Genomic DNA, 24798 nt, shown 5'->3' on the forward strand with positions numbered 1-24798 from the left:
CAATAGTGTGACTTTTTAACTCAAATCGCTTCTTAATGCTTTGTCAAAACTTAAGTGTGCCAATAGTTGTGACAACTATTAGGCCAAAACAGTTAATTCAAAAGTTGTTCAAGAATTGAGTTCTAACTATTATTAAATAGATATCACACAATGAATAGAGTTTTCCTTATCGGTAATGGCTTCGATTTAGCTCATGGTATGCCAACTTCTTTCGATGATTTTGTCAAAGACCTTATACGTTCTAGAATTGATCATGGTGTAGATTCAGAAAGTCAACTCGTTCAAATATCTCTTCCTGACCAGGTAGATGAAGGAGTCAAAATAACATCCAAAGAGATAGACTTCACTAAACCAATCAATGATATCACCAATGAAATTCGCGTAAAATCTCTATTCAAAATAAGTAATCTTCACTTACCTGAATTTCTAGAATTAAAATTAAGGAACAGTATAAAGTTCGAATACCCTAATAAGTTTTTCGCAACAGTCTTAAGTAATACGTCTGTTAACAACTGGGTTGAATTCGAGCACAACTACTATAAACATTTCTTGAAAATCTTTAAGGGACACTATAAGAAAGAAGAATTTAGAATTAAGGCCATTCATTCACTCAACGAACAGTTCAATCAAGTAAAAGTTGAATTTTCCAATTACATAGCCAAGGTGAACCAATCAGCTCCTAAACAAAAGAGTGTTAGTCTTCAATCACTTTTTCTTAGTAAAAAAATAAAAGGAAAGGTGACTAGCATAGATGATATGACTTACGAGCACCATGAAGTATCAGAAGTTCTCATTCTGAATTTCAATTACACTGATACTGTGCGGCGTTATAGCTTACCTGAATTTGATACAGCCGGAAAAATGATCACACAAGCACAAGTTATAGACATACATGGCGAAGCTGGTAACCCTAATAACCCAATAATTTTTGGGTACGGAGATGAAATGCAAGAACATTATTCTCAAATAGAGGCGCTAAATGATGATAAGGCTCTAGAACATTTTAAATCTATTCATTACTCAAGAACTGAGAATTACCACCAACTAGAGAGCTTTTTAAAAAAAGGCAGTTACTGGGTCGATATAATTGGACATTCATGTGGGCTGTCAGATCGAGTTTTATTAAAAGAAATATTCGAACCTAACAATTGCAAAGGAATTACAATTCGACACCATGACGGAAAGGGTAATGGTTCTGGTGAGCTTCATCATAGAGAAATATTTACACATATTGCAAGATGTTTCTCTCCAGAGAATAAATCAAAAGTTCGGTCAAAAGTAATTCCATTCAGGGTAGAAAACAGATGTCCGCAACTGACAGGTTCAGTTTCTTAATTAACGCTATTTGGATACTCATGTAACGTACAACAACGAGTGCGTCACACAATTTAAGCTTTATGCATTTTAAAAAATTACTAATCGACAACCGTTTGCATATGTGTCATACAATATAGTCCCATGAGTTCATTGCTCAGTTTTCCACATTTTTCGTAACGTTTTCCACATTTTTACGTAAAAATTTGTGTAAGCTGGACATATTAATTTAAATTTGTCCTTTCCCTTACCCCCCTATGATGAAATATTCTTAGGCCAAGCTCTCTCATAAGGAGAGCTTTTATTTTATATGCACACAGCAAAAAAGAGAGTCATTGTCTATGTCGATGGTTATAATTTCTATTATGGCCTGAAGGATGCTAATTGGAAAAAGTACTATTGGCTTGATCTCGTAAAATTCTTTGATTCGTTCATGAATGAAGATCAAGAATTGGTATCCGTCAAATACTTCTCGGCACCAACAAAACACAACGGCAAATATCAACGGCAAATATCAACGGCAAAGTGCCTTTTTTTCGGCTAATAAACTCAACAAACGTTTCAAATTGATACTAGGCAGCTATGTACTTAAAGATGTAAGTTGTCAAATATGTCACAGCGATTTTCAAGTTCCAGAGGAGAAAAAAACGGATGTCAATATTGCAACAAATATGATTGGCGATTGTATTTATGAAAAATGCGACCAGAGTATAATAGTCTCTGGAGATTCTGACTTAACCCCACCTATAGAATTTATCAAAAACCATAGTCCTGATCATCAAGTTTATGTTTACTTTCCTCCAAGAAGAGCAGGGTTGCACCTTAAATCTGTGTGTGATAATGCACTTTATTTAGAGCACTGGAAGAAAAGATTCAAAACAAGCCTCTTACCAGATTCTATAAAAACCAAGAGTGGCTTTGAGCTAAAAAGGCCAACATCTTGGGTGTAAGGAATAACAACAATTAGCTTTTGCCATTGCTCACAAAAGAATATATTCAAATTTAAGAATTCATATTTCTTCTCATCCCCCTTTAACCTGCCCAAATTAATCCAAAAAGCTCTGCTTTAATAACATATTCAATTGAATCCCGATTTTCATAGTCGGTTAAACCCTAAAAGTTCAATTATATGTCGTATAACATAATAAAAACTCCCTATAACACTTATCACCCTCTTAAGTATTTACTCAATCCTTTGATCTCAATAAGTGCCTACAAAAGCGACCTTAGTGAGAGAAAATTCGTTGGGAGATCTACAATCTCTTGGTCGACCTATATGAGAGATAAAAAAATTAAGGTTTCAGACGACACTTCTATATCCGAAGAAAGATTACAAATCTATGCTGCCTTGTGCCAAACAGAAATAACAACATTGCTAAACTATAAAATAGAAGTCAAGAAAAGTAATAAGAGCGGAGGATACTCTGTTCAACAGCATTTCGCGGCTTGGAAAAAGTACCATAGATATTTCAAATATTGAATTGGTCCAAATCTGACACCAAACTGTCACAAAATAAAACTCGCAACTTATTGATTTACAATTATTTATGGGTTTTTAGTGGAGAATATCGGAGTCGAACCGATGACCTCTACACTGCCAGTGTAGCGCTCTAGCCAGCTGAGCTAATCCCCCATTATGACTTGATCACAAGCCTTTTGCTTAAAAGATGCGCTGGCCAATGCCAGTTGACCCTGCCTATCGGCAGACAAGCTAATCCCCCAAGCGGTGGCAAATATAGGATTGCCCCTGATTATATCAAAGAATTCGTCGGCCACTCAAAAACCGCTTGATATAATAAGGCGAATACAGATTACTTTCTATCACCCCCAATGACGAGGAAGCATGGATAAAACGTACTTGGTTTTTACCAGAAACGGAAGTTACAATTCCTGCGTGGGTAACTTTTCTCTTCTTGTTGCCAGTGGCAAAAAACACTAAATCTCCTACCGCTAGCTGTTTTAAACGCACCTTATCCCCTCTTTTGGATTGATCGGCTGTCACACGCGGCATGTCTACGCCAATACTTCGGTAGGCATGATAGATCAACGCTGAGCAGTCCATCCCTATTCTGGTGGTTCCTCCAAATTTATAGGGTGTTCCTGTGTAAGATCGGGCCGTTTGTACTACCCTTTTTATATTGTTGCTGCGCGAAGTGTTTCCAGCACAGCCTACAAATAGTAGCACACATATAACTAATAGGCCAATACTTCGCTTTTGGACGGTAGACAACGTATTTCTCTTTGGTTTATCAAAAATAAGACAATTGATGAAATCAGTATTAATCAATAGAAGCTATCGACAAATCTTTAAATTGCTAGCCAAATGAAAAAAGGTTTTTTCCTCTTCTTATTGATGATTGGCGTGAGTACCGCCACGCTGGCACAGTGTAAATGGAAAGACAGTTTTTATACCACCCTCACCGATGAGACATTCAGAGATTTTAAGCTCTTTCAAAAGTCCATCAACCTCAATAAAATTGACTATAAACTACTGGATGCGGCTGTTTTCTTTGTGTCAAACGAAGCGCGCCTAGAGCAAGGACTTAAAGCGCTAGAATATCACCCAAATTTGGAAGCCATGGCTTGGAATCACTCGGTGAGCATGGCTAAAAAGGATTTCTTCGATCATTATAACAAGAAGGACAAAAAGAGGCGCGATCCGCAAAAACGAGCTTCCCTGGCAGGGGTCAAGAACCCGACGGTGGCAGAGAATATATCCGCCGTTGGTGGGCGAACCTTTGGAAGCTATTTAGAACTGGCCGATCACTTGGTACAAGGATGGATTGATTCTCCACCACATCGGAAAACGCTTTATTCAGACACCGCCGTTCAGCTCGGCTGTGGCACCTACTTTTACGATGGTATCTGGCAAAAAAACAGAGACGTTTACGAACAGGGCAATGGGTTCTGGTTCGCAACACAAAACTTTCAACTTTACAATCCGATTATAACTAAAAAAGCGAAGGATAAAGGTCCTTCTAACTAATATCAATTATGCTTAAAAGATTACTATTTACCTCGATCGCCATAGTCGCCATTTCGACTACAATTTCCGCTCAATCCCTGACGAAAACCGAAAAGTCGGCTATCACAAAAAGAGTAGAAGCCTTTATTAAAGGCACAATTGACAAGGACTATACTGGACTACTAGAATTTACCTACCCCAAATTATTTACCATGGCAAGCAAAGAAATGATGCTGGCTACTTTTGAAAGTATGGAAGATATGGGGTTAAATATGATGGTAGATGTCATGAAAATCCAACAAATCTCAGCATTACATGAATCGGGTAACGACCAGTATGCTTTAGTTAAATATAGTACAGAAATGAGGATTGGCGTATCTGGTCAAATGGCACAACCCGAAGCGATCGCTTCTTTAGAGGCCTCTTTTGTCAACGCCTATGGCAAAGAAAATGTCAGCTATAATGAAGAAAAGAAACAATTCGAAGCATCTGGAATAAAACACATGGTGCTGATAAAGGAAGAAGCCTACGGTCCAGAGTGGTATATTATGGAATGGAATACCGATAATCCAGCTATCATTCAAGCGTTATTGAGTCCAGAAGTTATCCAGAAGGCTTCTGAAAGAATAAAATAGTCAGCAGTAAACAATATGTCGCTTGGTACGTCTTTTGTTTACAGATAGAAAAATTGAACCATGAAAAGAATCCTATTAAGTCTAGTACTAGCGCTTACCACGATTGGTCTTAGCGGACAAACGTTGAGCAGCACAGACGATCAAGCCATAGAAAAACGAACAGAAAGCTTTTTGGAGTTAATTAAGGCCAGAAAGTACTCCAACGTGGCCGACTACATTTACCCGCCTCTTTTCGATCATACCGATAAAAAGGGAATGTTTCAGGTTTTCAATATGCTGGAGCAAGCAGGCATCAAATTGAATTTCAATGAGCTGAATATTACCGATAAAAAGCTTTTGCCATCTGATAATGACGTCAAATACGTATTCATCAAGTATGCTATGGATATGACCTTACCGCTTGATACGGATGATTTGAAAGGAATTGCAGCTCTACTAGTTCCTGCGATTGAAAGTAGTTTCGGAAAAGAAAATGTAGACTATAACAAGGCCGAAAGCTTTGTGAATGTGAAAGGGGAAAAATTCCTTTTAGCGATAGAAGACCCTAAATTCTCGGATTGGATGTTCATCATTTATGACGACAGCTTTAAAAGCGCGATCCAAAAAACCATTCCTGCCAAAGTAAACCAAGCAGCGGCAAGTATGTCAAAATAAATGAGGAAGGCCTCGCCCGACGTTTCGGATGCGAGGCCTTTCCTTTTGCCAAACTCAACTCATTGAAATAAGAAGAGTATTATCTTACAGTAGCCGGTGCATTTAGATTCCGTGCTAGAAATCTCGCACGTGCCTCTACACTTTCTTGCACCACATCTACTTTAATATTTTCAAATAGTGAGATCATTTTAGGGCTATGTTCGATCCCCTGCCCTTGCTTGAAATCAAAATGATAAAACTTGGTCCAGAGTACAGCTTTTACATGGCTGCCCTCCTTGTCTAGCATAGCCATTTCTGCTTTTACATATCGTTCCGTAAAATCAATCAGAGAAGTTTCAATGCTAACTTCCTCCATCACATGGGCGGGTTTTAAGTAGGCAATTTCATTGTGCCCTACTAGCCACGACCTTTGTTCCTTTTTGGCCATGGCAAATACGTTTATATCATATTCGTGAAGCAAGTGATCTTCGCGCGCATTGATCATATAATCCAAGTACTTGGCATTATTCAGATGACCATAAGGATCACAGTCCTGAAATCGGATGGTCTTCACGCTAAATGGTCTTTTATTAATATCCTTCATAGTGTGTTACTTTACAGACCAGTCGGTCTAATTATATTTAAATTTTTTTAAGCCTCTAGTATTACTTTGATAAACTTCTTCTGCAGTTCCAGGTAGCTCAAGTCTTTGTGCGCCTTGCTCAAAACATAACCACCTTCAAACATGGCATAAAGCTCATTAGCCTTTTCTTCAGCTTTCTCTACCCCCCTTCTCTCGAGGTAACCTGCCAGACTACTTTGCCAGCCTTTGAATACCCGATCGCAAGCTTTCCGGATGTTCTCATCTATGACTCCAGAAGCTAGGGCCACTGCCGCAATGGGGCAAGCATCCTCAAAATCCGAGTCTTTAAGCTCCTTTACCATCACATCCACCATTGCACTTAACCCTTCGGCGGCATCTTTACCACGAATTGCATCGCCGTATTTTTGCATCATGGCCTCACCACCATATATAATTGCAGCTTGAATCAATTCATCCTTACCCTCTGGAAAATGATGGTAGAGACTACCTTTCGGTACTTCGACAGATTTTAGTATTTCATTGATACCCGTACCAAAGTAGCCCTTCTTTCGAATGAGTTTGGAAGTAGTTGAAACAAGTTTTTCTCTGGTATTCACATTTCAAATATATAAAATTAGACTGAATGGTCTATCGATAACACAAAAAAAGCCTCAACAAATGTTGAGGCTTCATATCTATATTAAAGAGAGGCTTATTTTACCTCCTCGTATTCTACGTCAGATACGTCATCTGCGCCACCTTCTGGAGCTGAAGCACCTTGATCAGCACCAGCTGCACCTGCATCAGGGCCTGGCTGACCAGCACCACCTTCAGCAGCTTGCTGAGCAGCGTACATCTCTTGTGATGCAGCTTCCCAAGCTTTATTCAAGGCTTCCATTGCCGTATCGATAGAATCAACATCTTGGCTACCATGTGCTGTCTTCAAGTTTGCTAAAGCTTCTTCGATTGGCTTTTTGTTCTCGTCAGACAATTTATCACCGTAGTCCTTCAACTGCTTTTCAGTTTGGAAGATTAATGAATCCGCACCGTTTAGCTTGTCGATTTTCTCCTTCTCTTTCTTATCCGCTTCAGCGTTTGCTTCAGCTTCTTGCTTCATTTTCTCGATTTCTGCATCTGTCAAGCCAGAAGAAGCTTCGATTCTAATGTTCTGCTCTTTTCCTGTGCCTTTGTCTTTCGCAGACACCTTCATGATACCATTGGCATCAATATCGAAAGTCACTTCGATCTGAGGAACACCTCTTTGTGCTGGTGGAATATCGCTTAAGTGGAAACGACCAATTGTTCTGTTATCCTTAGCCATCGGACGCTCACCTTGTAATACGTGAATTTCCACTGAAGGCTGGTTATCGGCAGCTGTCGAGAATACTTCAGATTTCTTAGCCGGAATCGTAGTATTAGACTCGATTAACTTAGTGAAAACACCACCCATTGTCTCAATTCCTAGAGAAAGTGGCGTTACGTCTAATAGTAATACGTCTTTTACCTCACCTGTTAGTACACCACCTTGGATAGCTGCACCGATCGCTACTACCTCATCTGGGTTTACCCCTTTAGAAGGCTTTTTACCGAAGAATTTCTCAACTTCTTCCTGAATCACAGGGATTCTAGTAGAACCACCCACCAAGATTACTTCATCAATGTCAGAAGTGCTGTATCCAGCATCGCTCATAGCCTTCTTCACAGGCTCCATTGATCTTTTCACCAAGTTATCGGCCAAAGACTCAAACTTAGCTCTTGAAAGTGTTCTTACTAAGTGTTTCGGCACACCATCAACCGGCATAATGTATGGCAAGTTAATTTCGGTAGAAGCAGAAGATGATAATTCAATTTTTGCTTTCTCAGCAGCCTCTTTCAAACGCTGCAATGCCATTGGGTCTTTCGTTAAGTCAATGCCTTCATCAGCTTTGAATTCTCCCGCTAACCAATCGATAATTACTTGATCGAAATCGTCACCACCTAAGTGTACATCACCATTGGTAGATTTTACTTCGAAAACGCCGTCACCTAACTCAAGAATAGAGATATCGAATGTACCTCCACCTAAATCGTAAACAGCGATCTTCTGATCTGTATCTTTTTTATCTAAACCGTAAGCCAATGCCGCTGCAGTAGGCTCGTTGATAATTCTTTTTACTTCAAGGCCAGCAATTTGTCCTGCCTCTTTAGTTGCTTGTCTCTCAGCATCGTTGAAGTATGCAGGTACAGTCACTACAGCTTCAGTAACTTCTGTTCCCAAATAATCTTCAGCCGTTGACTTCATTTTCTGAAGTACCATAGCTGATAATTCTTGTGGTGTATAATTTCTGTCACCGATCTTTACTCTTACGGTGTCATTATTACCCTTTTCTACTTCGTAGGCAATACCTCTTAACTCTTCAGAAACGTTACTGTGTTTTTTACCCATGAAACGCTTCACCGAGCTGATAGTGTTTTTCGGGTTAGTAATCGCCTGTCTTTTCGCAGGGTCACCAACTTTTCTTTCACCATTACCGTTGTCCAAAAACGCCACAATCGAAGGTGTCGTTCTTTTTCCTTCACTGTTAGGAATTACAACTGGCTCGTTACCTTCCATTACCGCTACACACGAGTTGGTAGTACCTAAGTCAATTCCAATAATTTTTCCCATGATCTATAAATAAATGTCTTTCTAAATTCTATTCAACACGCTCCTTTTATCAATGGTTGTGCCAATTGGTTTTGGCTGACATTTGGTGACACATTGGCAGAAATGGGCCTAACCGAGTAAATCATACCTGACACATGTTATATTTGCAGCACTTAACAGAATTTACTTTTGCGACTTTTCTACTATTTGGTCATTAAGCCTATTTCACTGCTTCCTTGGTCTGTGGTATATGGCATTTCTAACTTACTGTACTTGGTGGGATACAAGATTATCCGCTATAGAGTAAGTGTAGTGCATAAAAACCTAACGAATTCGTTTCCCGATAAATCACCGAGCGAGATCAAGCAACTTCAAAACGATTTTTATCGCCACTTCTGCGATATTATGCTGGAGAGCTTTAAAATATTTAGCATTAGTGAAAAGGAAGCCAAAGAAAGGTTTGTAGCACTGAACCCAGAAATTCTAAAACCGTACTTCGACAGAGGACAAAGCGTCATTCTTGTCGGCGGACATTATAATAATTGGGAAATGCTGGCAGTAGGTCTAGATTGTTATATAGATCACCAAAGTGTGGCCATTTACCATCGCATGAAGAATGAGTTCATGAACGAAAAAGCGCTACAATCGCGCAGTAAGTATGGCCTAAAAATGATTTCTCGACAGGAAGTGAAGGATTTCTTCGCTCAGTCAAAGGACTTAACGGTCACTATTTTTGGAGCAGACCAGTCACCTAGTATCGCGAAAAAGGTTTATTGGACAAATTTTCTAAACCAGGAAACTGCCGTCATGTTCGGCGTGGAAAAGTTTGCGCTGGAGAAAAATCTTCCAGTAGTATACGGGGCTATCAGTAAAGTAAAAAGAGGCCATTATGAGTTCACTATGGAAGTGCTCATTGAAGATCCTAGCCAGTGTGCTCATGGCGAAATTACAGAAGCCCATACCAGGCGATTAGAAAAACAAATCTTGGAAGACCCGCAATATTGGCTGTGGTCACACAAACGCTGGAAAAGAAAAAGAAAGTCTGAAGACACCTAGTGTTTCTATCCAAAACACCTGTGTGTTCCATTTAGAAACACTGCTGGCAGTATAATAAATCATATCTATATGATTTACAGTGCCTTGCATGATTGGCACATCGCTTGGCTATTGAAAGCCAAAGTAAAAAATCATGAAAATCATTAAAATATACATCACAGCATTATTCATCGCTTGCATCGGTCAATTAGCGCAAGCACAAGTAAAAGGCAACGGTCAAACTGAAATGAGAGCCTTTGATATGAAAAATATCGAGAAGATCGTTTTCAACGTGACAGTTGATGCCGAGATTGATCTATCCAGTTCAAGCGAACTTTTTGTGGGTGTAGACAATAACCTTTTCGATCACATGATCATTAAGCAAAAAGGCAATACGCTGCATATTGATCAAAAAGATTGGATTGAACCAACAGAAAATATCAAAGTAATATTCGGAGCCCAGGGACTTAAAAAACTCAAAAACACAGCATGGGGTCACATAAGGCTAATTAATGTAAATCAAGAATCATTTGATGCGCAAATGAATGTGGGCACTTTGCAAATGATAGGTAAACTGAAAGAAGTAACCGTGACTACAAATTCTGGAAAGGTAGACCTAAACAAATTACAAGCGGAAAAGGCCAAAACAACAATTAATGGCAATGGAAGGATCATTGTGAACGCTGATGAAATCAATTACAAGGGAGAGAGTTTTGGACAGCTTATTTACTTAGGATCGCCAGAATTGAATGCTAAATCAACAAACGCTGATTTTACTGTAACTGAGTACGAGCAATTCCTAAATCAAGAAAAGACTCCTGTTGAGTTTGTAGAGGTGAAATTGAAGAACAACACGTTGAGAAGACGCCATATTAAATTCCAAGGTCCTGTGGAAAAACCATTCGGTTATGGAGCACCGATCGGCCCGAAAGCTGTGAAAAAGGAGACCTTACCTGTCGGTACGCGAATTTATCAGGAGACTACACTCGGAAAAGATAAGCTCCTGATTACCATCAGCAAAGAAAACGAGGGGCAAGTACTCAAACTTTTCAAAGAATAAAATTCAACAAGCTACCCTTTTCAAAAACCATTTGTTCCTCGTGTTCAAATGGTTTTTTATTTGTCCTTTCACTGACGCCAATCATCAATAGAATTGGCCTAAAAAAGGCGAACTGTTTCTAAAGCTGAGATTGAATAATTAAATTAAGATTTCAGTAATATGTTAAAGAGAGCAAATCTTAAAATAGGCTTTAAACACGTGGCTGTAGCATCGGTTCTGTTTATGAGCCTTGTTGTTTTAAAGTCTTGTCAGCAAAAAAGCGAAGAGAACGTTCAAAGTGAGCTAACCCATGAATTTTCGGGTCAGGCGAACTACGTACCTGAGGTTGTAGACTTCAACCTTCATGTGCGGCCGCTACTCTCTGACAGATGTTTTGCGTGCCACGGACCGGATGCCAATAAAAGAGATTCTGGATTCAGGTTAGATACAGAGGAAGGCGCTTACGCTGCCTTGAAAGATAAACCAGACGTTTTCGGGATTGTGCCGGGAGATGCCGCCAATTCTGAAGTAATCAAAAGAATTACCGCCACCGAGCCAGATGTAGTGATGCCACCGCCAGCCTCAAATTTGGTTTTATCGGCCACTGAAAAAGAAATTTTAAAGAAATGGGTTGATCAAGGCGCTCAATGGAAAAGGCACTGGTCTTTTATTCCTGTTGCTGCGCAAGAACTACCTGATGGAAATGATTGGACGCAAAACGAAGTTGATCATTGGATAGCTCAGAAATTTGAAGAAAAAGGGTTTTCTCCATCGGAAAAAGCCTCCAAAGCAAGACTACTACGCCGAGCCAGCTTCGACCTGACTGGGTTACCCCCAAGCGATGCATTGCGAGCGTCATTTATGGCCGACAATTCACCCGATGCCTTTGAAAAAGCAGTAGACAAGTTAATGGACTCTCCTGCCTATGGCGAACATATGGCCACCGCTTGGTTGGATTTAGCACGTTACTCTGACACACATGGCTATCAGGATGACTTGGAGCGTATAATGTGGCCATGGAGAGACTGGGTGATCAAGGCATTTAATGAAAATATGTCTTATAAGACTTTTGTGACTTGGCAACTGGCTGGCGATTTATTGCCAGACCCGTCCAAAGAACAAATCTTGGCCACGGCCTTCAATAGAAATCATAAAATCACGCAAGAGGGTGGTGTAATTCAAGAAGAATATCGTGTGGAATACGTTACTGATCGGGTAAACACTTTCGGCAAAGCGTTTATGGGGCTTACCCTTGAATGCGCCAAATGTCACGACCACAAATACGATCCTATATCCCAAAAAGAGTTTTTTAGCGTCTACTCTTTTTTCAACTCGATTCCAGAAAAAGGTAGAATTGAGTACGGAGAAATTCCAGCACCAAAAATCAAAATCACAGATAAAGACTTGAAAGGCATTCTCAAATTCGTCAATGCTAAAAACTTCAAAGGTGATGACCTCAGTGTGATGGTCATGAAAGACTCCGTAAAATCTAGGCCAACTTTCGTTTTAAACAGAGGCCAATATGACGCTCCAGGTGAGCAGGTTTACCCAACGACTCCAAAAGCAGTAAAGGCTTTTGGCAATCACCTTTCCAAAGACAGAATGGGGTTGGCAAAATGGCTTTTTGACAAGAAGAATCCATTAACGGCACGCGTGACCGTCAATCGAATTTGGCAGTCATTTTTTGGTACTGGTTTAGTGGATACGCCGGGCGATTTCGGAAATCAGGGCAGCCTTCCTTCCCACCCAGAGTTACTGGATTACCTCGCTTATGAATTCATGGAATCTGACTGGGATTTGCAGGCGCTTCAAAAGAAAATTCTACTATCTGCCACTTATCAGCAAAGCTCTAAGGTGACGGAAGACTTACTTGAAAGAGACCCAGAAAACAAATGGCTGACCCGTGGCCCTCGCTACAGAATGTCTTTTGAAATGATTAGGGATAATGTGCTAGCGGTTAGTGGCCTACTGAATAAAGAAGTTGGTGGACCGAGTGTAAAACCGTATCAACCTGAAGGGCTTTGGGCCGAAACAACTTCTGGAGTTGGCTTGACTAAGTACATTCCAGACGATGGTGATGCACTGTATAGAAGAAGCCTTTATACTTTCTGGAAAAGAACTGTGCCGCCACCCGCTATGATCACTTTCGATGCGGCTTCTAGGGATTTATGCGAGGTAGATCGCCAAAAAACTAATACACCACTTCAGGCTTTGGTAATGATGAATGACCCGCAAGTGCTAGAGGCATCAAGGGTGCTGGCTTACCAAGCGATCGACCAGAAAAAGAGTAATAAAGAAGGGATAAGCTATGTCTTTGAAAAGATTCTAGGCCGAGTTCCTTCAGAAGAAGAGGAAAGAATTTTGACTGCGTTTTTAGAGAAGGAACTTGATCGATTTAAATCCTCACCAGAAAATACTGAAGCCTATTTAAGTGTGGGTAATTATCCGCAAAAAATACAAACTGCAGAAGCGGCCGCCTACATGTCCGTGATTAATACCATTTTTAATTTAGACGAGGCTATATCTAAAACATAAGATGCACAAGGAAGAGAAGAATTTTCATTATAACATGAACAGGCGACACTTTCTATCGAAAGCAAGCCTTGGTTTGGGTGGCCTTGGATTGGCGTCACTTTTATCCCCGAAAAGCCTGTTCGGTGGATCAAGCACACCTGGTCCAGAAGATTTTAGGCATGTGGCACCGAAGGCTAAAAGGGTGATCTACCTTTTTCAAAGTGGTGGTCCGTCACAATTGGAACTCTTTGACTATAAGCCAACGCTTAGGCAAATGAATGGCGAGGAACTGCCCGAATCTGTCAGAAATGGTCAGCGCCTTACGGGCATGACATCGGGGCAAAAGAATTTTCCACTCGCTGGATCTATCTTCGATTTTAAACAATATGGTGAAAGCCGAGCATGGGTGAGCGACATTATGCCGTACACCTCGAAAGTGGTGGACGACTTATGCTTTATCAAAAGTCTCCATACCGAAGCCATTAACCATGATCCAGCCATTACGTTTTTCCAAACCGGATCGCAGCAGCCTGGTAGACCGAGCATGGGCTCATGGCTCAGCTACGGCTTAGGCAGCGACAATGACAACCTTCCTGCTTTCTCCGTTTTACTCTCTCGTGGAAGCGGCCGGCCGCAAGGTCAGCCACTTTATTCAAGGTTATGGGGTAATGGATTTTTAAATTCTGTTCATCAAGGCGTTCAGTTCCGTTCTGGAAAGGACCCTGTGCTTTATTTGAAAGACCCAAAAGGCATGTCTAAAATGGATCGGCGTAGCATGCTTGACCATCTTTCGCAATTAAATTCCATCCACTCCGCTGAATTTGGTGACCCAGAAATCAACGCTAGAATTGCTCAGTATGAATTGGCTTATCGCATGCAGACTTCTGTGCCCGAAACCATGGATATTTCCAAGGAACCAGACCATATTTACCGCATGTATGGGGCGGATGTGGCACAACCTGGCACTTTTGCCGCAAACTGCCTTTTAGCAAGACGATTGGCCGAAAGAGACGTAAGATTTATTCAGCTTTATCATATGGGTTGGGATCAACATGATAACCTGCCGGGCGCCATACAAAAACAGGCCAAAGATGTGGATCAAGCATCGGCAGCACTGATTCTAGACTTAAAACAGCGCGGTATGTTAGATGATACCTTAGTGATTTGGGGTGGAGAATTCGGGCGAACGAACTACTCTCAAGGGACGCTGACTGAAACAAACTACGGAAGAGATCATCACCCAAGGTGCTTCACCATTTGGATGGCTGGAGGAGGCGTAAAACCAGGCATGTCTTACGGAGAAACCGACGATTTTGGCTACAACATTGCTAAAGACCCAGTACATGTTCATGACTTTCAGGCGACTATGCTCCACCTTTTAGGAATTGATCATGAAAAACTAACCTATAAATACCAAGGCAGAAGATTCCGACTGACAGATGTCAGTGGTCGAATCATTCATGATATTCTTGCTTAAGATGATGGATAGAAGGGCTTTTGTACAAAAATCTTTGACCGCGGCGGCGGGGCTAGCGGCTATGCCATCGTTAATCGTTCCTAACCGAACTGACAACCTCATTTTAGGCCATAATTCGCATCGCTATACCATCGATACGCAATGGGGCAAACTAAATCCTGAGCAGTATCCAGTCAAAGATTGCCATGAAATGGTGCAAGACTCCCAAGGCAGAATTCTTTTACTGACCAACGAGACAAAAAACAATGTGCTTGTCTATGACAAATCTGGCAAGCTATTAAAATCGTGGGGTACCACTTACCCTGGTGCTCATGGACTTACGCTTTCAAAGGAAAACGGTGAGGATTTTCTATTCATTTCGGATAACAACAGGCATCAGGTGATTAAAACCACTATTGATGGAAAAGTGGTGATGACATTGGATTATCCAGAAGAATCGGGACACTATCAAAAGCCAGAACAGTACATTCCTACGGAAGTAGCAATAGGCCCCAATGGCGATATTTACGTGGCCGATGGCTACGGCCAACAGTGGATCACGCAATATGATCATCAGGGAAAATTCATTCGCTCATTTGGTGGTCGTGGTACTGGGAAAGAAAACTTACAAAACGCTCACGGTATTTGTTTGGATACGAGAAATGCAGCAAATCCGAGCTTGATTGTATCGGCGAGAGAAGAAAATGCCTTCAAAAAATACTCATTGGACGGAGAATACCTTGAAACCATCCCCCTTCCTGGCGCCTATGTATGCCGACCGGTTATTAAAGGTGATTACCTCTATGCAGCAGTTCTAAAATCTAGAGCCTATGGTGGTGACCCATCAGGTTTTGTCACGATTTTGGATAAAGAAAATAGAGTGATTTCTAATTTGGCAGGATCGACACCAAATTATTCTGGTAACACGCTTCAAGAAATCTATCAAACCATAAAAGTATTTCTATACCCGCATGACGTTTGCGTAGATGACGACGAAAACCTATATGTTGCCCAATGGAATTCAGGGCACATTTACCCCTATAAACTAACTAGGGTATGAAAAGAATATTGACACTAATTCTGTTGTGTTCAGTATTTATCCTGAACGGCCAAACGTATCAGTTGGCAAAGCCATTAGTGAAAGTTGAGGGAGAAAGCTTCTTTGAAAATAGTGCTATCATTCGCTGTGAATTCGATTTAAAGGGAGCTGTGATTCGCTACACATTAGATGATAGTGAGCCTAATCAAAGGTCAAAACGCTACAAAAAGCCACTAACAATCAAAAAATCTACAACGATCAAAGTAAAAGCATTCAAAAATGGTTTTCAGGCTTCGAAAACTGTTCGTCTGGACCTTTTCAAAATGACGGCTCCACTAACCTCCATCAAACTTAGCCCCGAACCTAGCGGTACCTATATGGCCGAAGGAGCCAAAACATTGAATGACCAAAAGGCAGGTTCCTTCAACTTTCGGGATGGTCGTTGGGTAGGTTACAACAAAGGACCTGTTACTATTGATATCGACTTGGGTAAGGTTGTTCAAAAAGAAAAGTTAGTCTTGAGCACCCTTGTAAGTCCAGATTCATGGATTATGAGGCCAGAATACTTGAGCTACACGCATTCAATTGACGGAAAAGACTTTGAACAGGAGACCAGAATTGGGATGATTGGGATGATCTCAACCGAAACGGCCTACAAACGATTCTGGCATCTCGCCATGGAAGGACCCTATAGGTATGTAAGAATAACAATTAAGCCACTTTCTGCTATACCAAATTGGCATCCAGGCAAAGGGCAACCAGGCTGGCTGTTTATTGATGAAATATTTATTCAGCAATGAGCTTAAAAAAAGGACTAAATATCTCTCTTTTGGCTGGCAATGCCCTACTAAGTTTACTCTACTTAGTACCCTTTGCTGAACCACCTGTCTTTTTCCAATTCGTAGGACGTTTACACCCATTACTACTTCACTTTCCTCTAGTATTGCTGCTGGTGGCCTTCATCTTCGAGATTTATGGCAAAAGAAAACCGAATTGGAAAGAGCCTGCTGAATTTCTATTGATTGCTGGCGCTGCTACTGCCTATGTCAGTGCATTGGCTGGCTTCCTACTATCCTCAGGTGCCAACTACTCGGGGCAAACTTTCGAACTACATAAATGGCTGGGACTGACCATGTCTTGGTTAGCGACTATCCTTTACACGGGTAAAAGTTATTTGGCCTCCAAAAATTACTATCTACCATTGTTCGGTGTCGCCTGTTTAGTAATCATCGTAACAGGACATTATGGCGCTTCGCTCACTCATGGTGAAAACTTTTTAACCGAAGTTTTTGAAGAAGAGCCAGCCCTAAATTTGGTACTCGACGAACCTGTATTTGTCCAGATCGTTCAGCCACTACTTCGATCGAAATGTGAAAGCTGTCATAACCCAAACAAGCTCAAAGGATCACTTTCTTTAGCGTCTCAGGAGGGACTACTGAAAGGCGGAGAAACGGGAGCAGTCTTAATTCCAGGTGATGCTAATAAAAGCATTCTTGTCAGCCATTTACTGCTACCCTCAGAAGACGAAAAGCACATGCCGCCGAAAGGCAAACCTCAAATGACCAATGAAGAAATTAAAATGCTGACTTGGTGGGTAGACAACGGGGCATCATTCGATAAACTACTGAACGAGGTGCCATCTGATGACCCAATCCAGACGACACTGGCCAATTACTTCGCCCCAGAAGAAGAAATTGATATTGATTTTGTTTCTGATAAGGAATTAGCCCAACTGAACACTACCAAAATAAGTGTTAAGCAAATTGAAGAGGATAAGCCTTATTTGGAAGTGTATATCGGCCAGCACGATTCCCTAACCTTGGCCGAAATGAAAACTCTCAGACGAATTCGAGAGCAGATTTTCTCCCTCGACTTAGGTAGTAGCAAAGTCGATAAATCAATTCTTAAAGAGGTAGCGAAATACGAAAACCTTAATCGACTTTATCTAGACAATACAGATGTAGATGATAATATGATTGGGGTCATCAAAAAGTTAGACCAACTTGATTATTTGAATCTTTATGGCACCAAAGTTTCTAAAAAAGGAGCAGCTCAAGCCTTAAAGCTCGAAAGCCTATCAAAATTATTCCTTTGGCAATCCCAAGTAACCGAAACTGAGGTCGATATGCTGCAAAAAGACTTCCCTGAAATCGATATTAACGGAGGACTTTCGGCTAATTCTGATTTTACGAAAGCCGAACTCAATGCACCTCAAATGATCTACGAATCCACTTTCTTCAGCGATGAAATGATTGTGGAAATACCATATAGTCTCGCAGATACTGAGCTCTATTACGAATTGGGCGCAGACGAACCAAAACTGCTCGATAAGAAGGAAATTAAGCTAACGAAAAGCGCAAAATTGACAGTCTTTGCCAAAAAAGAAGGATGGGATGACAGTCCGAAAACTACGCAAGCCTTTATAAAAGTAAAACCAAATTCACTCGCTGCTAAATCACTTCAATTTGGACCAAAAGGCGCCTACAAAGCCAAGGGTATTGAAACACTTTTCGACCTCACCAAAGGAAGCGAAAACTTCCGCGATGGCCAATGGCTTGGTTTTAATGGCGATGACATGGTCGCCAAAATCACCCTCAGCGAAAGCCGAACACTAACATCTGTTTTTATTAGTACCCTCGATGATACTGGCTCTTGGATTTTCCCACCCACAGGACTTGAGGTTTGGGGTGGAACAGATGCCAATAACATGACGAAACTGCAAACGCTGGATATTACACCGCCAGAAGGCCCAGAGCCTAAACATATGCTTATTCATGAATTGGCATTTCCGGCCAAAGAGGTTAAGTACCTCCGTGTCATTGCCAAAAATTATGGCAATCTTCCTGAATGGCACCCAGGAAAGGACACTCCTGCTTGGCTTTTTATAGACGAAATCGCTTTCCAATAAGCTGTTTGAAGTCCAAGATGCATTTGTCATTGGACGACTCATTAGCACTATTCAATCGCATTTTTTAGCTACTTTTGCAGCTCAAATTGGTTGCAATGAGTTTAGCGCAGGAGATAGACAAAAGAAGAACTTTTGGCATTATTAGTCACCCCGATGCAGGGAAGACCACATTAACAGAAAAACTTCTGCTTTTCGGTGGCGCCATACAGAAAGCTGGCGCGGTAAAGTCGAATAAAATTGACATGCATGCCCGATCGGACTGGATGGATATTGAAAAGCAAAGGGGTATTTCTGTCGCTACATCCGTTATGGCTTTCGAATACGAAGGCAAAAGGATCAACCTTTTGGATACACCTGGTCACCAAGATTTTGCTGAAGATACTTATCGCACCTTAACGGCCGTGGATTCCGTGATCATGGTGATCGACTGCGTTAAAGGAGTTGAGATTCAAACCGAAAAGCTGATGGAGGTTTGCCGAATGCGTAAAACCCCAGTTATCTCCTTTATCAATAAGCTGGATCGTGAAGGGCAAGATCCTTATGATTTACTCGATGAAATTGAAGGTAAATTGGGCATTAATGTACATCCGCTGAGTTGGCCGATCGGTATGGGCAAAAGCTTTCAGGGTGTTTACAGCCTTTACGATAAGAGCTTGAGACTTTTTAAAGCCAAGCAGCAGCAATTGCACGAAGAAGCGACTAAACTCGAAGATTTAGACGACCCTAGATTAGAAGAATTTATCGGCGAAGCCCATGCAGCACAACTTAGAGAAGATGCGGAAATGTTGTTGGATTTATATGGTCCACTGGATGTAGATGCTTACCTGAATGGCGATGTTGCTCCTGTCTTTTTCGGTTCCGCAGTGAATAATTTCGGAGTTAAGGAATTATTGGACGCTTTCCTTCAAATCTCTCCACGGCCGATCGCTAGAATGATGGACGAGCGAGAAGTCCTGCCAGATCATAAAGCCTTTACCGGATTTGTATTCAAGATTCATGCGAATATGGACCCAAAACACCGAAACAGAATCGCCTTTTTAAGGATCTGTTCTGGAAAATTTGAACGTGGGTCTAACTACTACCACACAAGGCAAGACAAGAAATTTAGAATATCCCAAGCGACCGCCTTTATGGCACAGGATAAAGAAACCATAGATGAGGCGTACCCTGGAGATATCATTGGCCTTTATGACACTGGAAATTTCAAAATAGGTGACACCCTCACTGATGGTGAAAATGGAGTCTATAGAGGTATTCCTAGCTTCTCCCCAGAGATTTTCAGAGAAGTGATCAACAAGGATGCGATGAAAACCAAGCAGTTGGAAAAAGGATTAACCCAATTGATGGACGAGGGTGTTGCCCAGCTTTTCAACTTCGAATTAGGAAGTCGAAAAGCGGTTGGTGTCGTAGGTCAACTTCAATTCGAAGTTATCCAACACAGACTTAAGCATGAGTATGGTGCTACGGTTGAGTTTGTGGGTATGCAGTTGTATAAGGCGTGTTGGATTTCATCTCAGGATGAGAAAAAGCTTGATGAATTCATTCGTTCCAAGCAACGCCACATTGCTAAAGACAAGGACGGAAAGCTTGTTTTCATGGCGGAATCCAAGGCTTGGCTCCAAATGGTGCAAGACAACTTCCCAGAAATCGAATTCCACTTTACAAGCGAATTTTAATGGAAAAGATTGTTCAACCCCTTTACGAAGACAATCACCTGTTGATTGTTAACAAACCGGCTGGAATCCTCATACAAGGAGACTCTACTGGCGATACGCCTTTGGTAGAGCACTGTAAGGAATATATTAAGAAGAAGTACAATAAGCCTGGGGCTGTATTTCTTCATCCTGTCCATAGATTAGATCGCCCAGTGAGTGGTGTCATAGTTTTTGCGCGAACGTCTAAGGCGTTAGAGCGTATGAATAAGATTTTTGCGAGTCGCAAGGTCCAAAAGACTTATTGGGCCATTGTGAAAAAACACCCTCCTCAGAAAAAGGGAAAATTAGTCAGTTGGCTGGTAAAAGACACCAAACGCAACGTTACAAGTGCCTATTCGGAACCTGTTGAAGGCGGTCAGAAAGCCGAAACCAACTTTAAATGGCTAGGAAAACTCAATAACCACCATTTGATTGAGGTTGAACCACTTACAGGTCGACCACACCAGATTAGAGTTCATTTGGCAGAAATGGGCTCCCCTATTCGCGGTGACTTGCGGTACGGTTTTCCAAAACCGAACCCTGATAAAAGCATCAACCTCCATGCTAGGCGATTGTATTTTGAGCACCCTGTTAAAAAAGAGCCACTTATTATAACAGCTGGACTACCAAACGATCAATTCTGGGAACAATTCCTGACCTTAGACGATATTAAAGTAAAGGACAAGTACGTCGACAAGATGTATTAATTACTGGATCAGATAAGTCAAAAGAACCTTCCTTATATGAAAAAGACACTTCGAATTGTCAGTATTGCTTTCTTAAGTTTGATCGTTCTGTTGTTTATCGGCTACATCATTTTGAATGAGAAACTCCCCGAAGGTGAGGTTTCACCAGAAGCTGATGTATTAGCTGAAAAAATGACTACAGCCTTGAATATGGAGGCTTGGGAGCTTACTGAAAACATCAGTTGGACTTTTAGAGGCACTCACTTCTACGAGTGGGATAAAGCCGCCGATGTCGTTAAGGTGCGCTGGGACGAATACGAAGTGGTGCTAAATACTAAAACAGAATCCGGACTAGTAGTGAGCAGTAAGAATGAATACTCCGTAGATCAATTCGATGCTTTGATCAAAACTGCCTACGACTTCTTTAACAATGATAGCTTTTGGCTTTATGCCCCGTTCAAAGTATTTGATCCTGGAGTCGAAAGAAGTATTGTTGTTTTAAAAGATGGTCAAAAAGCCCTAAAAGTCACTTATACCACTGGAGGCAGTACACCTGGCGATTCCTATGTCTGGATTCTCGGAGAGGATTTTAAGCCCGTGGCCGTAAAAATGTGGGCCTCCATCTTACCTATTGGTGGAATGGAATTCACTTGGGAAAACTATCTGACACTTCCTTCTGGCGCCTTAATCGCTCAAGACCATTTCCTTTATGGCTCAATGAACATCCCTTTGACGGATATTAGATAGTCTTTGAATTTATGACCAGAGTCTAATCTCGTAATCTAATTACAACACCAGTATTTTTGTTAATTTTATTAATTATAAATATTTACATATTTGATATTATTTATATAATTATTTTTTAATTTGATTAAAATTCAAAATATCATAACTATACAATAACACACAGAAAATCTCAATTATGAACAGAAAATCATTTCAGATCTGCGTACTTTTACTACTTTTTTTATCCGCCTGCCAAGTAAATCAAGAGGTCGATCCCTCTTACAATACAGTAAATGACACTGAAATACAGAATAGTCCGCTATTAATTTTTGAGAAACGAATTAATGATGCCCTTGCGCTGAATAGACAAGGGGAAAGTGTTTCAGCCGCCATTCATGAAAGATTAGGTTCTCCCTTTATGGAAGCCTTTGCGAAGTTCAAGACTAACACTGGCTTTCTAGTTGGTTTTATACCTGTATTTAGAAAGGATAGTAAACATACAGAAGCAATTATAATATCAACAATTAAAGAAGATACTCCTCATTATACTTTGCTTGAAAGGGGATATTTATTTCCGTATGACCAATGGAACTTGAGCAACAACGAACTCCCTACACTAAATGCATTAGCCAATATCTTCATTTCTTTCGATAAGGTCATTTTTAATAATAATTCATCTCTTGTTTCCGAAATCATAGGATCTGAGTCAAGTGGCCAGAAGAATCAAGCCTTTACACTAGTTCAACCATCTAATGATCATATTGAAAAGGAATGGGTGGGAACCAAGAATTGTCTTTTCACCTTTACTGGAACAAGAGAGGACCCTTATCAAGAATTAACAAACATTGATTGTCAGACAACTTGGACGTGGGAGCGTGTTCCAAGTCAACCAGAAATCCTTGATGCTGGAGGCGGAGGCGGTGGAGGAACACGAATAATTAATATGACAAGACTAAAAAACCTGAAAGGGAAAAAGCCTTTGAAAGAGTATAATACCAAGTGTAGTGGATTTCAGGATATGTGGAATTCATATCCTAATCAAGAAGTTTTCGGTTATATCACGACGGATGGAAAAGTCATAATGACGGATATACTTAGCGAAAATGGAGGCTCTGCGGGTGGCCTTTACGAGTATGAGGGGACTAGTTATTATTCATATCCAGCTTCGCAAGGGAAACCCTCTCAAAGCTACGCTGGCATGGTCAAAGCAGGGCCATCAAGTAACCCATATTACCTCATACCAGTAAGTGCAAGCGTGCATACGCATTCTCCATGCAGATCAGACGAGTCAAATGGTATTTCACATAACGTAGGAAATGAAGACAAGGTATTCGCTTCAACTCATACCCTCATAAAACATTATGTAATTGGTTGTGATGCCATTGGTGAATATAACGGAACCAAGAACTCTTTTTTTAATAAGAAATTAGGTAACATTGATGAAACTTGTAAGAAGATAAACTAATGAATTACTTGAAAGTAGTTTTGATAAGCACACTTATTTACTCTACACAACTAACTAATGCTCAAACATTTAAAGCAGATATTCAATATGTCACGATAGAGGATACTCTACTAATTCAATCAATCAAGTCAATTTTAACCTTGGAAAGTAAAAATGACACTCTATTTGCTAAAGGCTTTGGTTACCTAAATGTTGGAATTGATTGGATGATCCGTGAAGGCTCTGGTATAGGCAGTACTAGAATCGACACTGTCAGAACTTATAATATCTCAGTGTCATTTGCTCATCCAAATAAGGCTCATAATAATTTAATGCCTTTTTACCCTAAATATTACAGTATAATTGATGAGAGAGTCGTTGCTTTTGAACTTCCTGAACGACACATTACATTCAGTGCCAATAGCGTCAAAGTTTATGAACAAATAATAGAGAAGTATCTAGAGCCTTTAGGTTCGCCTTCTACAAGGTTACTTTGGAAACTAGACTATAATTATAGCGTCCACATACTTCAAAATCAGTTTACTAGTGATTATGAATATCCAATAATTTCCAAAATCACCTTATCTCAAAAATGATAACTCGATTTTTCACTTTTACGCAATAATGAATTTTGCTCCTTATGATGATTATTCTTCAGCTTACAATACATTCTAAGTAACAACTCAAGACATGAACTCAAAGGGTTACTTTGGAGATGAATTAAGGGAAGGCTCGATCATTTTAACATTAGATGAATTAAGTACCAAGGAAATCCCTGATAGCCTCTGGAATAACGAAGAACTCGAGGAACTCACTATTCAAAAAACAAGAGCTAATATGCAGTGGAGCACACGCTCTCCTTTGTCATGGTATGAAACTGTAGAATTTACGCCACCTTATCGGGAATTAAGTGACAAAGTGGGAAAGCTGAAACGTCTAAAGTCTTTAATTTTAGTTGACCTAGACATTAAAACACTTCCAGAGTCAATAACACAACTAAAGCATTTAGAAATACTAAACTTATCGTTTAACAAATTAGAACTCCCAGAAGAGCTTAGTAAGCTAAAAGTACTCAAGAGCCTGAAGCATTTAATTCTAATAGGGAATCATTATGACCCCCACGAGATGGAAGAATACCAAAAAGAATTCCCAAATCTTCGGATTGAATACAAGGCAGAGGAGAATTAAAGAAGTGTAATAAAAAAGCCCCGACTTTCGTCAGGGCTTTCATTTTATATATTGAATGAATTCTTAGTCTTCGATTACAGACTCTGCTAAAACAATTACGTTGTTGTTTAACACTTCTACAACACCGCCATCGATCACAACTACATCTTGCTTACCTGAAGCAGAAATAGTCATTTTGCCTTTACCTAAGGCGCTGATCATCGGTGCGTGATTATCGAGTACTTGAAACTCTCCATCACTTCCAGGAAATATTACTGAAGACGCTTCGCCTTCGAATACTTTCTTGTCGGGTGTTACAACTTCTAATAGCATG

General features: G+C 40.6%; 23 protein-coding genes and 1 tRNA gene. 18 read left to right on the plus strand and 6 right to left on the minus strand.

Translation table 11 applies throughout. The annotated features are described in order from the left end of the window. Nucleotides 1–150: 150 nt before the first annotated feature. Both BFP71_RS02590 and BFP71_RS02595 read left to right on the plus strand, forming a co-directional pair. Nucleotides 151–1335, plus strand: a complete 1185-nt coding sequence (locus BFP71_RS02590; protein ID WP_069833890.1) for an AbiH family protein — start codon at nt 151–153, stop codon at nt 1333–1335. 416 nt (nt 1336–1751) lie between these two features. After that, nucleotides 1752–2264 carry an NYN domain-containing protein gene (locus tag BFP71_RS02595; RefSeq protein ID WP_222843460.1) on the plus strand — a complete coding sequence of 171 codons (513 nt, stop codon included), beginning with the start codon at nt 1752–1754 and terminating at the stop codon, nt 2262–2264. A 609-nt stretch (nt 2265–2873) separates the two neighbouring features. Here the strand turns inward: BFP71_RS02595 and BFP71_RS02605 are convergent. Beyond that, nucleotides 2874–2947: transfer RNA gene (locus tag BFP71_RS02605), tRNA-Ala, on the minus strand. Between the two features lie 123 nt (nt 2948–3070). After that, entirely contained in the window at nt 3071–3544 is a 474-nt protein-coding gene (locus BFP71_RS02610; RefSeq protein ID WP_088124898.1) for a C40 family peptidase, read from the minus strand. A 93-nt stretch (nt 3545–3637) separates the two neighbouring features. Between BFP71_RS02610 and BFP71_RS02615 the strand changes: the two genes are divergently transcribed. The 3 genes from BFP71_RS02615 to BFP71_RS02625 are packed head-to-tail and all read left to right on the plus strand — an operon-like array spanning nt 3638 to nt 5568. Beyond that, a complete protein-coding gene (locus tag BFP71_RS02615; protein WP_069833892.1) occupies nt 3638–4300 on the plus strand; it encodes a CAP domain-containing protein in 663 nt (220 codons plus the stop codon). A gap of 8 nt (nt 4301–4308) precedes the next feature. Further along, nucleotides 4309–4914 (plus strand): hypothetical protein, encoded by a 606-nt coding sequence (locus tag BFP71_RS02620; RefSeq protein ID WP_069833893.1) that lies wholly within the window; start codon nt 4309–4311, stop codon nt 4912–4914. 60 nt (nt 4915–4974) lie between these two features. Continuing rightward, nucleotides 4975–5568, plus strand: a complete 594-nt coding sequence (locus BFP71_RS02625) for a hypothetical protein (protein WP_069833894.1) — start codon at nt 4975–4977, stop codon at nt 5566–5568. A gap of 79 nt (nt 5569–5647) precedes the next feature. Here BFP71_RS02625 and BFP71_RS02630 read toward each other — a convergent pair whose 3' ends face one another. The 3 genes from BFP71_RS02630 to dnaK all read right to left on the minus strand — a co-directional run bounded on the left by BFP71_RS02630 (nt 5648) and on the right by dnaK (nt 8777). Then, nucleotides 5648–6151, minus strand: coding sequence for an acyl-CoA thioesterase (locus BFP71_RS02630; protein WP_069833895.1), 504 nt, complete (start codon nt 6149–6151; stop codon nt 5648–5650). A gap of 47 nt (nt 6152–6198) precedes the next feature. Beyond that, on the minus strand, nt 6199–6747 hold the full coding sequence (locus BFP71_RS02635) for a TetR/AcrR family transcriptional regulator (RefSeq protein ID WP_069833896.1): 549 nt from the start codon (nt 6745–6747) through the stop codon (nt 6199–6201). Between the two features lie 95 nt (nt 6748–6842). Continuing rightward, a complete protein-coding gene (dnaK, locus tag BFP71_RS02640; RefSeq protein WP_069833897.1) occupies nt 6843–8777 on the minus strand; it encodes a molecular chaperone DnaK in 1935 nt (644 codons plus the stop codon). Nucleotides 8778–8945: 168 nt separating this feature from the next. On the opposite strand from dnaK, the gene BFP71_RS02645 reads away from it, so the two are divergent. From BFP71_RS02645 to BFP71_RS02705, 13 genes are all read left to right on the plus strand, one after another. After that, the gene (locus BFP71_RS02645; protein ID WP_069833898.1) at nt 8946–9812 is read left to right on the plus strand and encodes a lysophospholipid acyltransferase family protein; all 867 of its coding nucleotides are present in this window, start codon (nt 8946–8948) and stop codon (nt 9810–9812) included. Nucleotides 9813–9945: 133 nt separating this feature from the next. After that, nucleotides 9946–10851 carry a GIN domain-containing protein gene (locus BFP71_RS02650; RefSeq protein WP_069833899.1) on the plus strand — a complete coding sequence of 302 codons (906 nt, stop codon included), beginning with the start codon at nt 9946–9948 and terminating at the stop codon, nt 10849–10851. A gap of 159 nt (nt 10852–11010) precedes the next feature. Beyond that, complete coding sequence (locus BFP71_RS02655) at nt 11011–13365, plus strand: PSD1 and planctomycete cytochrome C domain-containing protein (protein ID WP_069833900.1); 2355 nt, start codon at nt 11011–11013, stop codon at nt 13363–13365. Nucleotide 13366: 1 nt separating this feature from the next. Further along, entirely contained in the window at nt 13367–14821 is a 1455-nt protein-coding gene (locus BFP71_RS02660; protein WP_069833901.1) for a DUF1501 domain-containing protein, read from the plus strand. Then, the gene (locus tag BFP71_RS02665) at nt 14805–15860 is read left to right on the plus strand and encodes a 6-bladed beta-propeller (protein ID WP_245701805.1); all 1056 of its coding nucleotides are present in this window, start codon (nt 14805–14807) and stop codon (nt 15858–15860) included. The genes BFP71_RS02660 and BFP71_RS02665 overlap by 17 nt, the downstream gene beginning before the upstream one ends. Continuing rightward, nucleotides 15857–16639: an FN3 associated domain-containing protein gene (locus BFP71_RS02670; protein ID WP_069833902.1), complete on the plus strand. Its 783-nt coding sequence runs from the start codon at nt 15857–15859 to the stop codon at nt 16637–16639. Before BFP71_RS02665 ends, BFP71_RS02670 begins: the two co-directional genes overlap by 4 nt. Then, nucleotides 16636–18747, plus strand: coding sequence for a c-type cytochrome domain-containing protein (locus tag BFP71_RS02675; protein ID WP_069833903.1), 2112 nt, complete (start codon nt 16636–16638; stop codon nt 18745–18747). The genes BFP71_RS02670 and BFP71_RS02675 overlap by 4 nt, the downstream gene beginning before the upstream one ends. A 95-nt stretch (nt 18748–18842) precedes the next feature. Next, nucleotides 18843–20423: a peptide chain release factor 3 gene (locus BFP71_RS02680; protein WP_069833904.1), complete on the plus strand. Its 1581-nt coding sequence runs from the start codon at nt 18843–18845 to the stop codon at nt 20421–20423. After that, on the plus strand, nt 20423–21148 hold the full coding sequence (locus BFP71_RS02685; RefSeq protein WP_069833905.1) for an RluA family pseudouridine synthase: 726 nt from the start codon (nt 20423–20425) through the stop codon (nt 21146–21148). Before BFP71_RS02680 ends, BFP71_RS02685 begins: the two co-directional genes overlap by 1 nt. Before the next feature lie 36 nt (nt 21149–21184). Further along, nucleotides 21185–21874 carry a hypothetical protein gene (locus tag BFP71_RS02690; protein ID WP_069833906.1) on the plus strand — a complete coding sequence of 230 codons (690 nt, stop codon included), beginning with the start codon at nt 21185–21187 and terminating at the stop codon, nt 21872–21874. 175 nt (nt 21875–22049) lie between these two features. Then, a complete protein-coding gene (locus tag BFP71_RS02695; RefSeq protein WP_069833907.1) occupies nt 22050–23318 on the plus strand; it encodes a hypothetical protein in 1269 nt (422 codons plus the stop codon). Then, entirely contained in the window at nt 23318–23893 is a 576-nt protein-coding gene (locus BFP71_RS02700; RefSeq protein ID WP_069833908.1) for a hypothetical protein, read from the plus strand. Before BFP71_RS02695 ends, BFP71_RS02700 begins: the two co-directional genes overlap by 1 nt. 94 nt (nt 23894–23987) lie before the next feature. Further along, a complete protein-coding gene (locus BFP71_RS02705) occupies nt 23988–24485 on the plus strand; it encodes a hypothetical protein (RefSeq protein ID WP_069833909.1) in 498 nt (165 codons plus the stop codon). A gap of 63 nt (nt 24486–24548) precedes the next feature. Here BFP71_RS02705 and atpC read toward each other — a convergent pair whose 3' ends face one another. Next, entirely contained in the window at nt 24549–24797 is a 249-nt protein-coding gene (gene atpC, locus BFP71_RS02710; protein WP_069833910.1) for an ATP synthase F1 subunit epsilon, read from the minus strand. Nucleotide 24798 lies beyond the last annotated feature (1 nt).

The sequence above is a fragment of the Roseivirga misakiensis genome (genome assembly GCF_001747105.1).
Lineage (GTDB): Bacteria > Bacteroidota > Bacteroidia > Cytophagales > Cyclobacteriaceae > Roseivirga > Roseivirga misakiensis.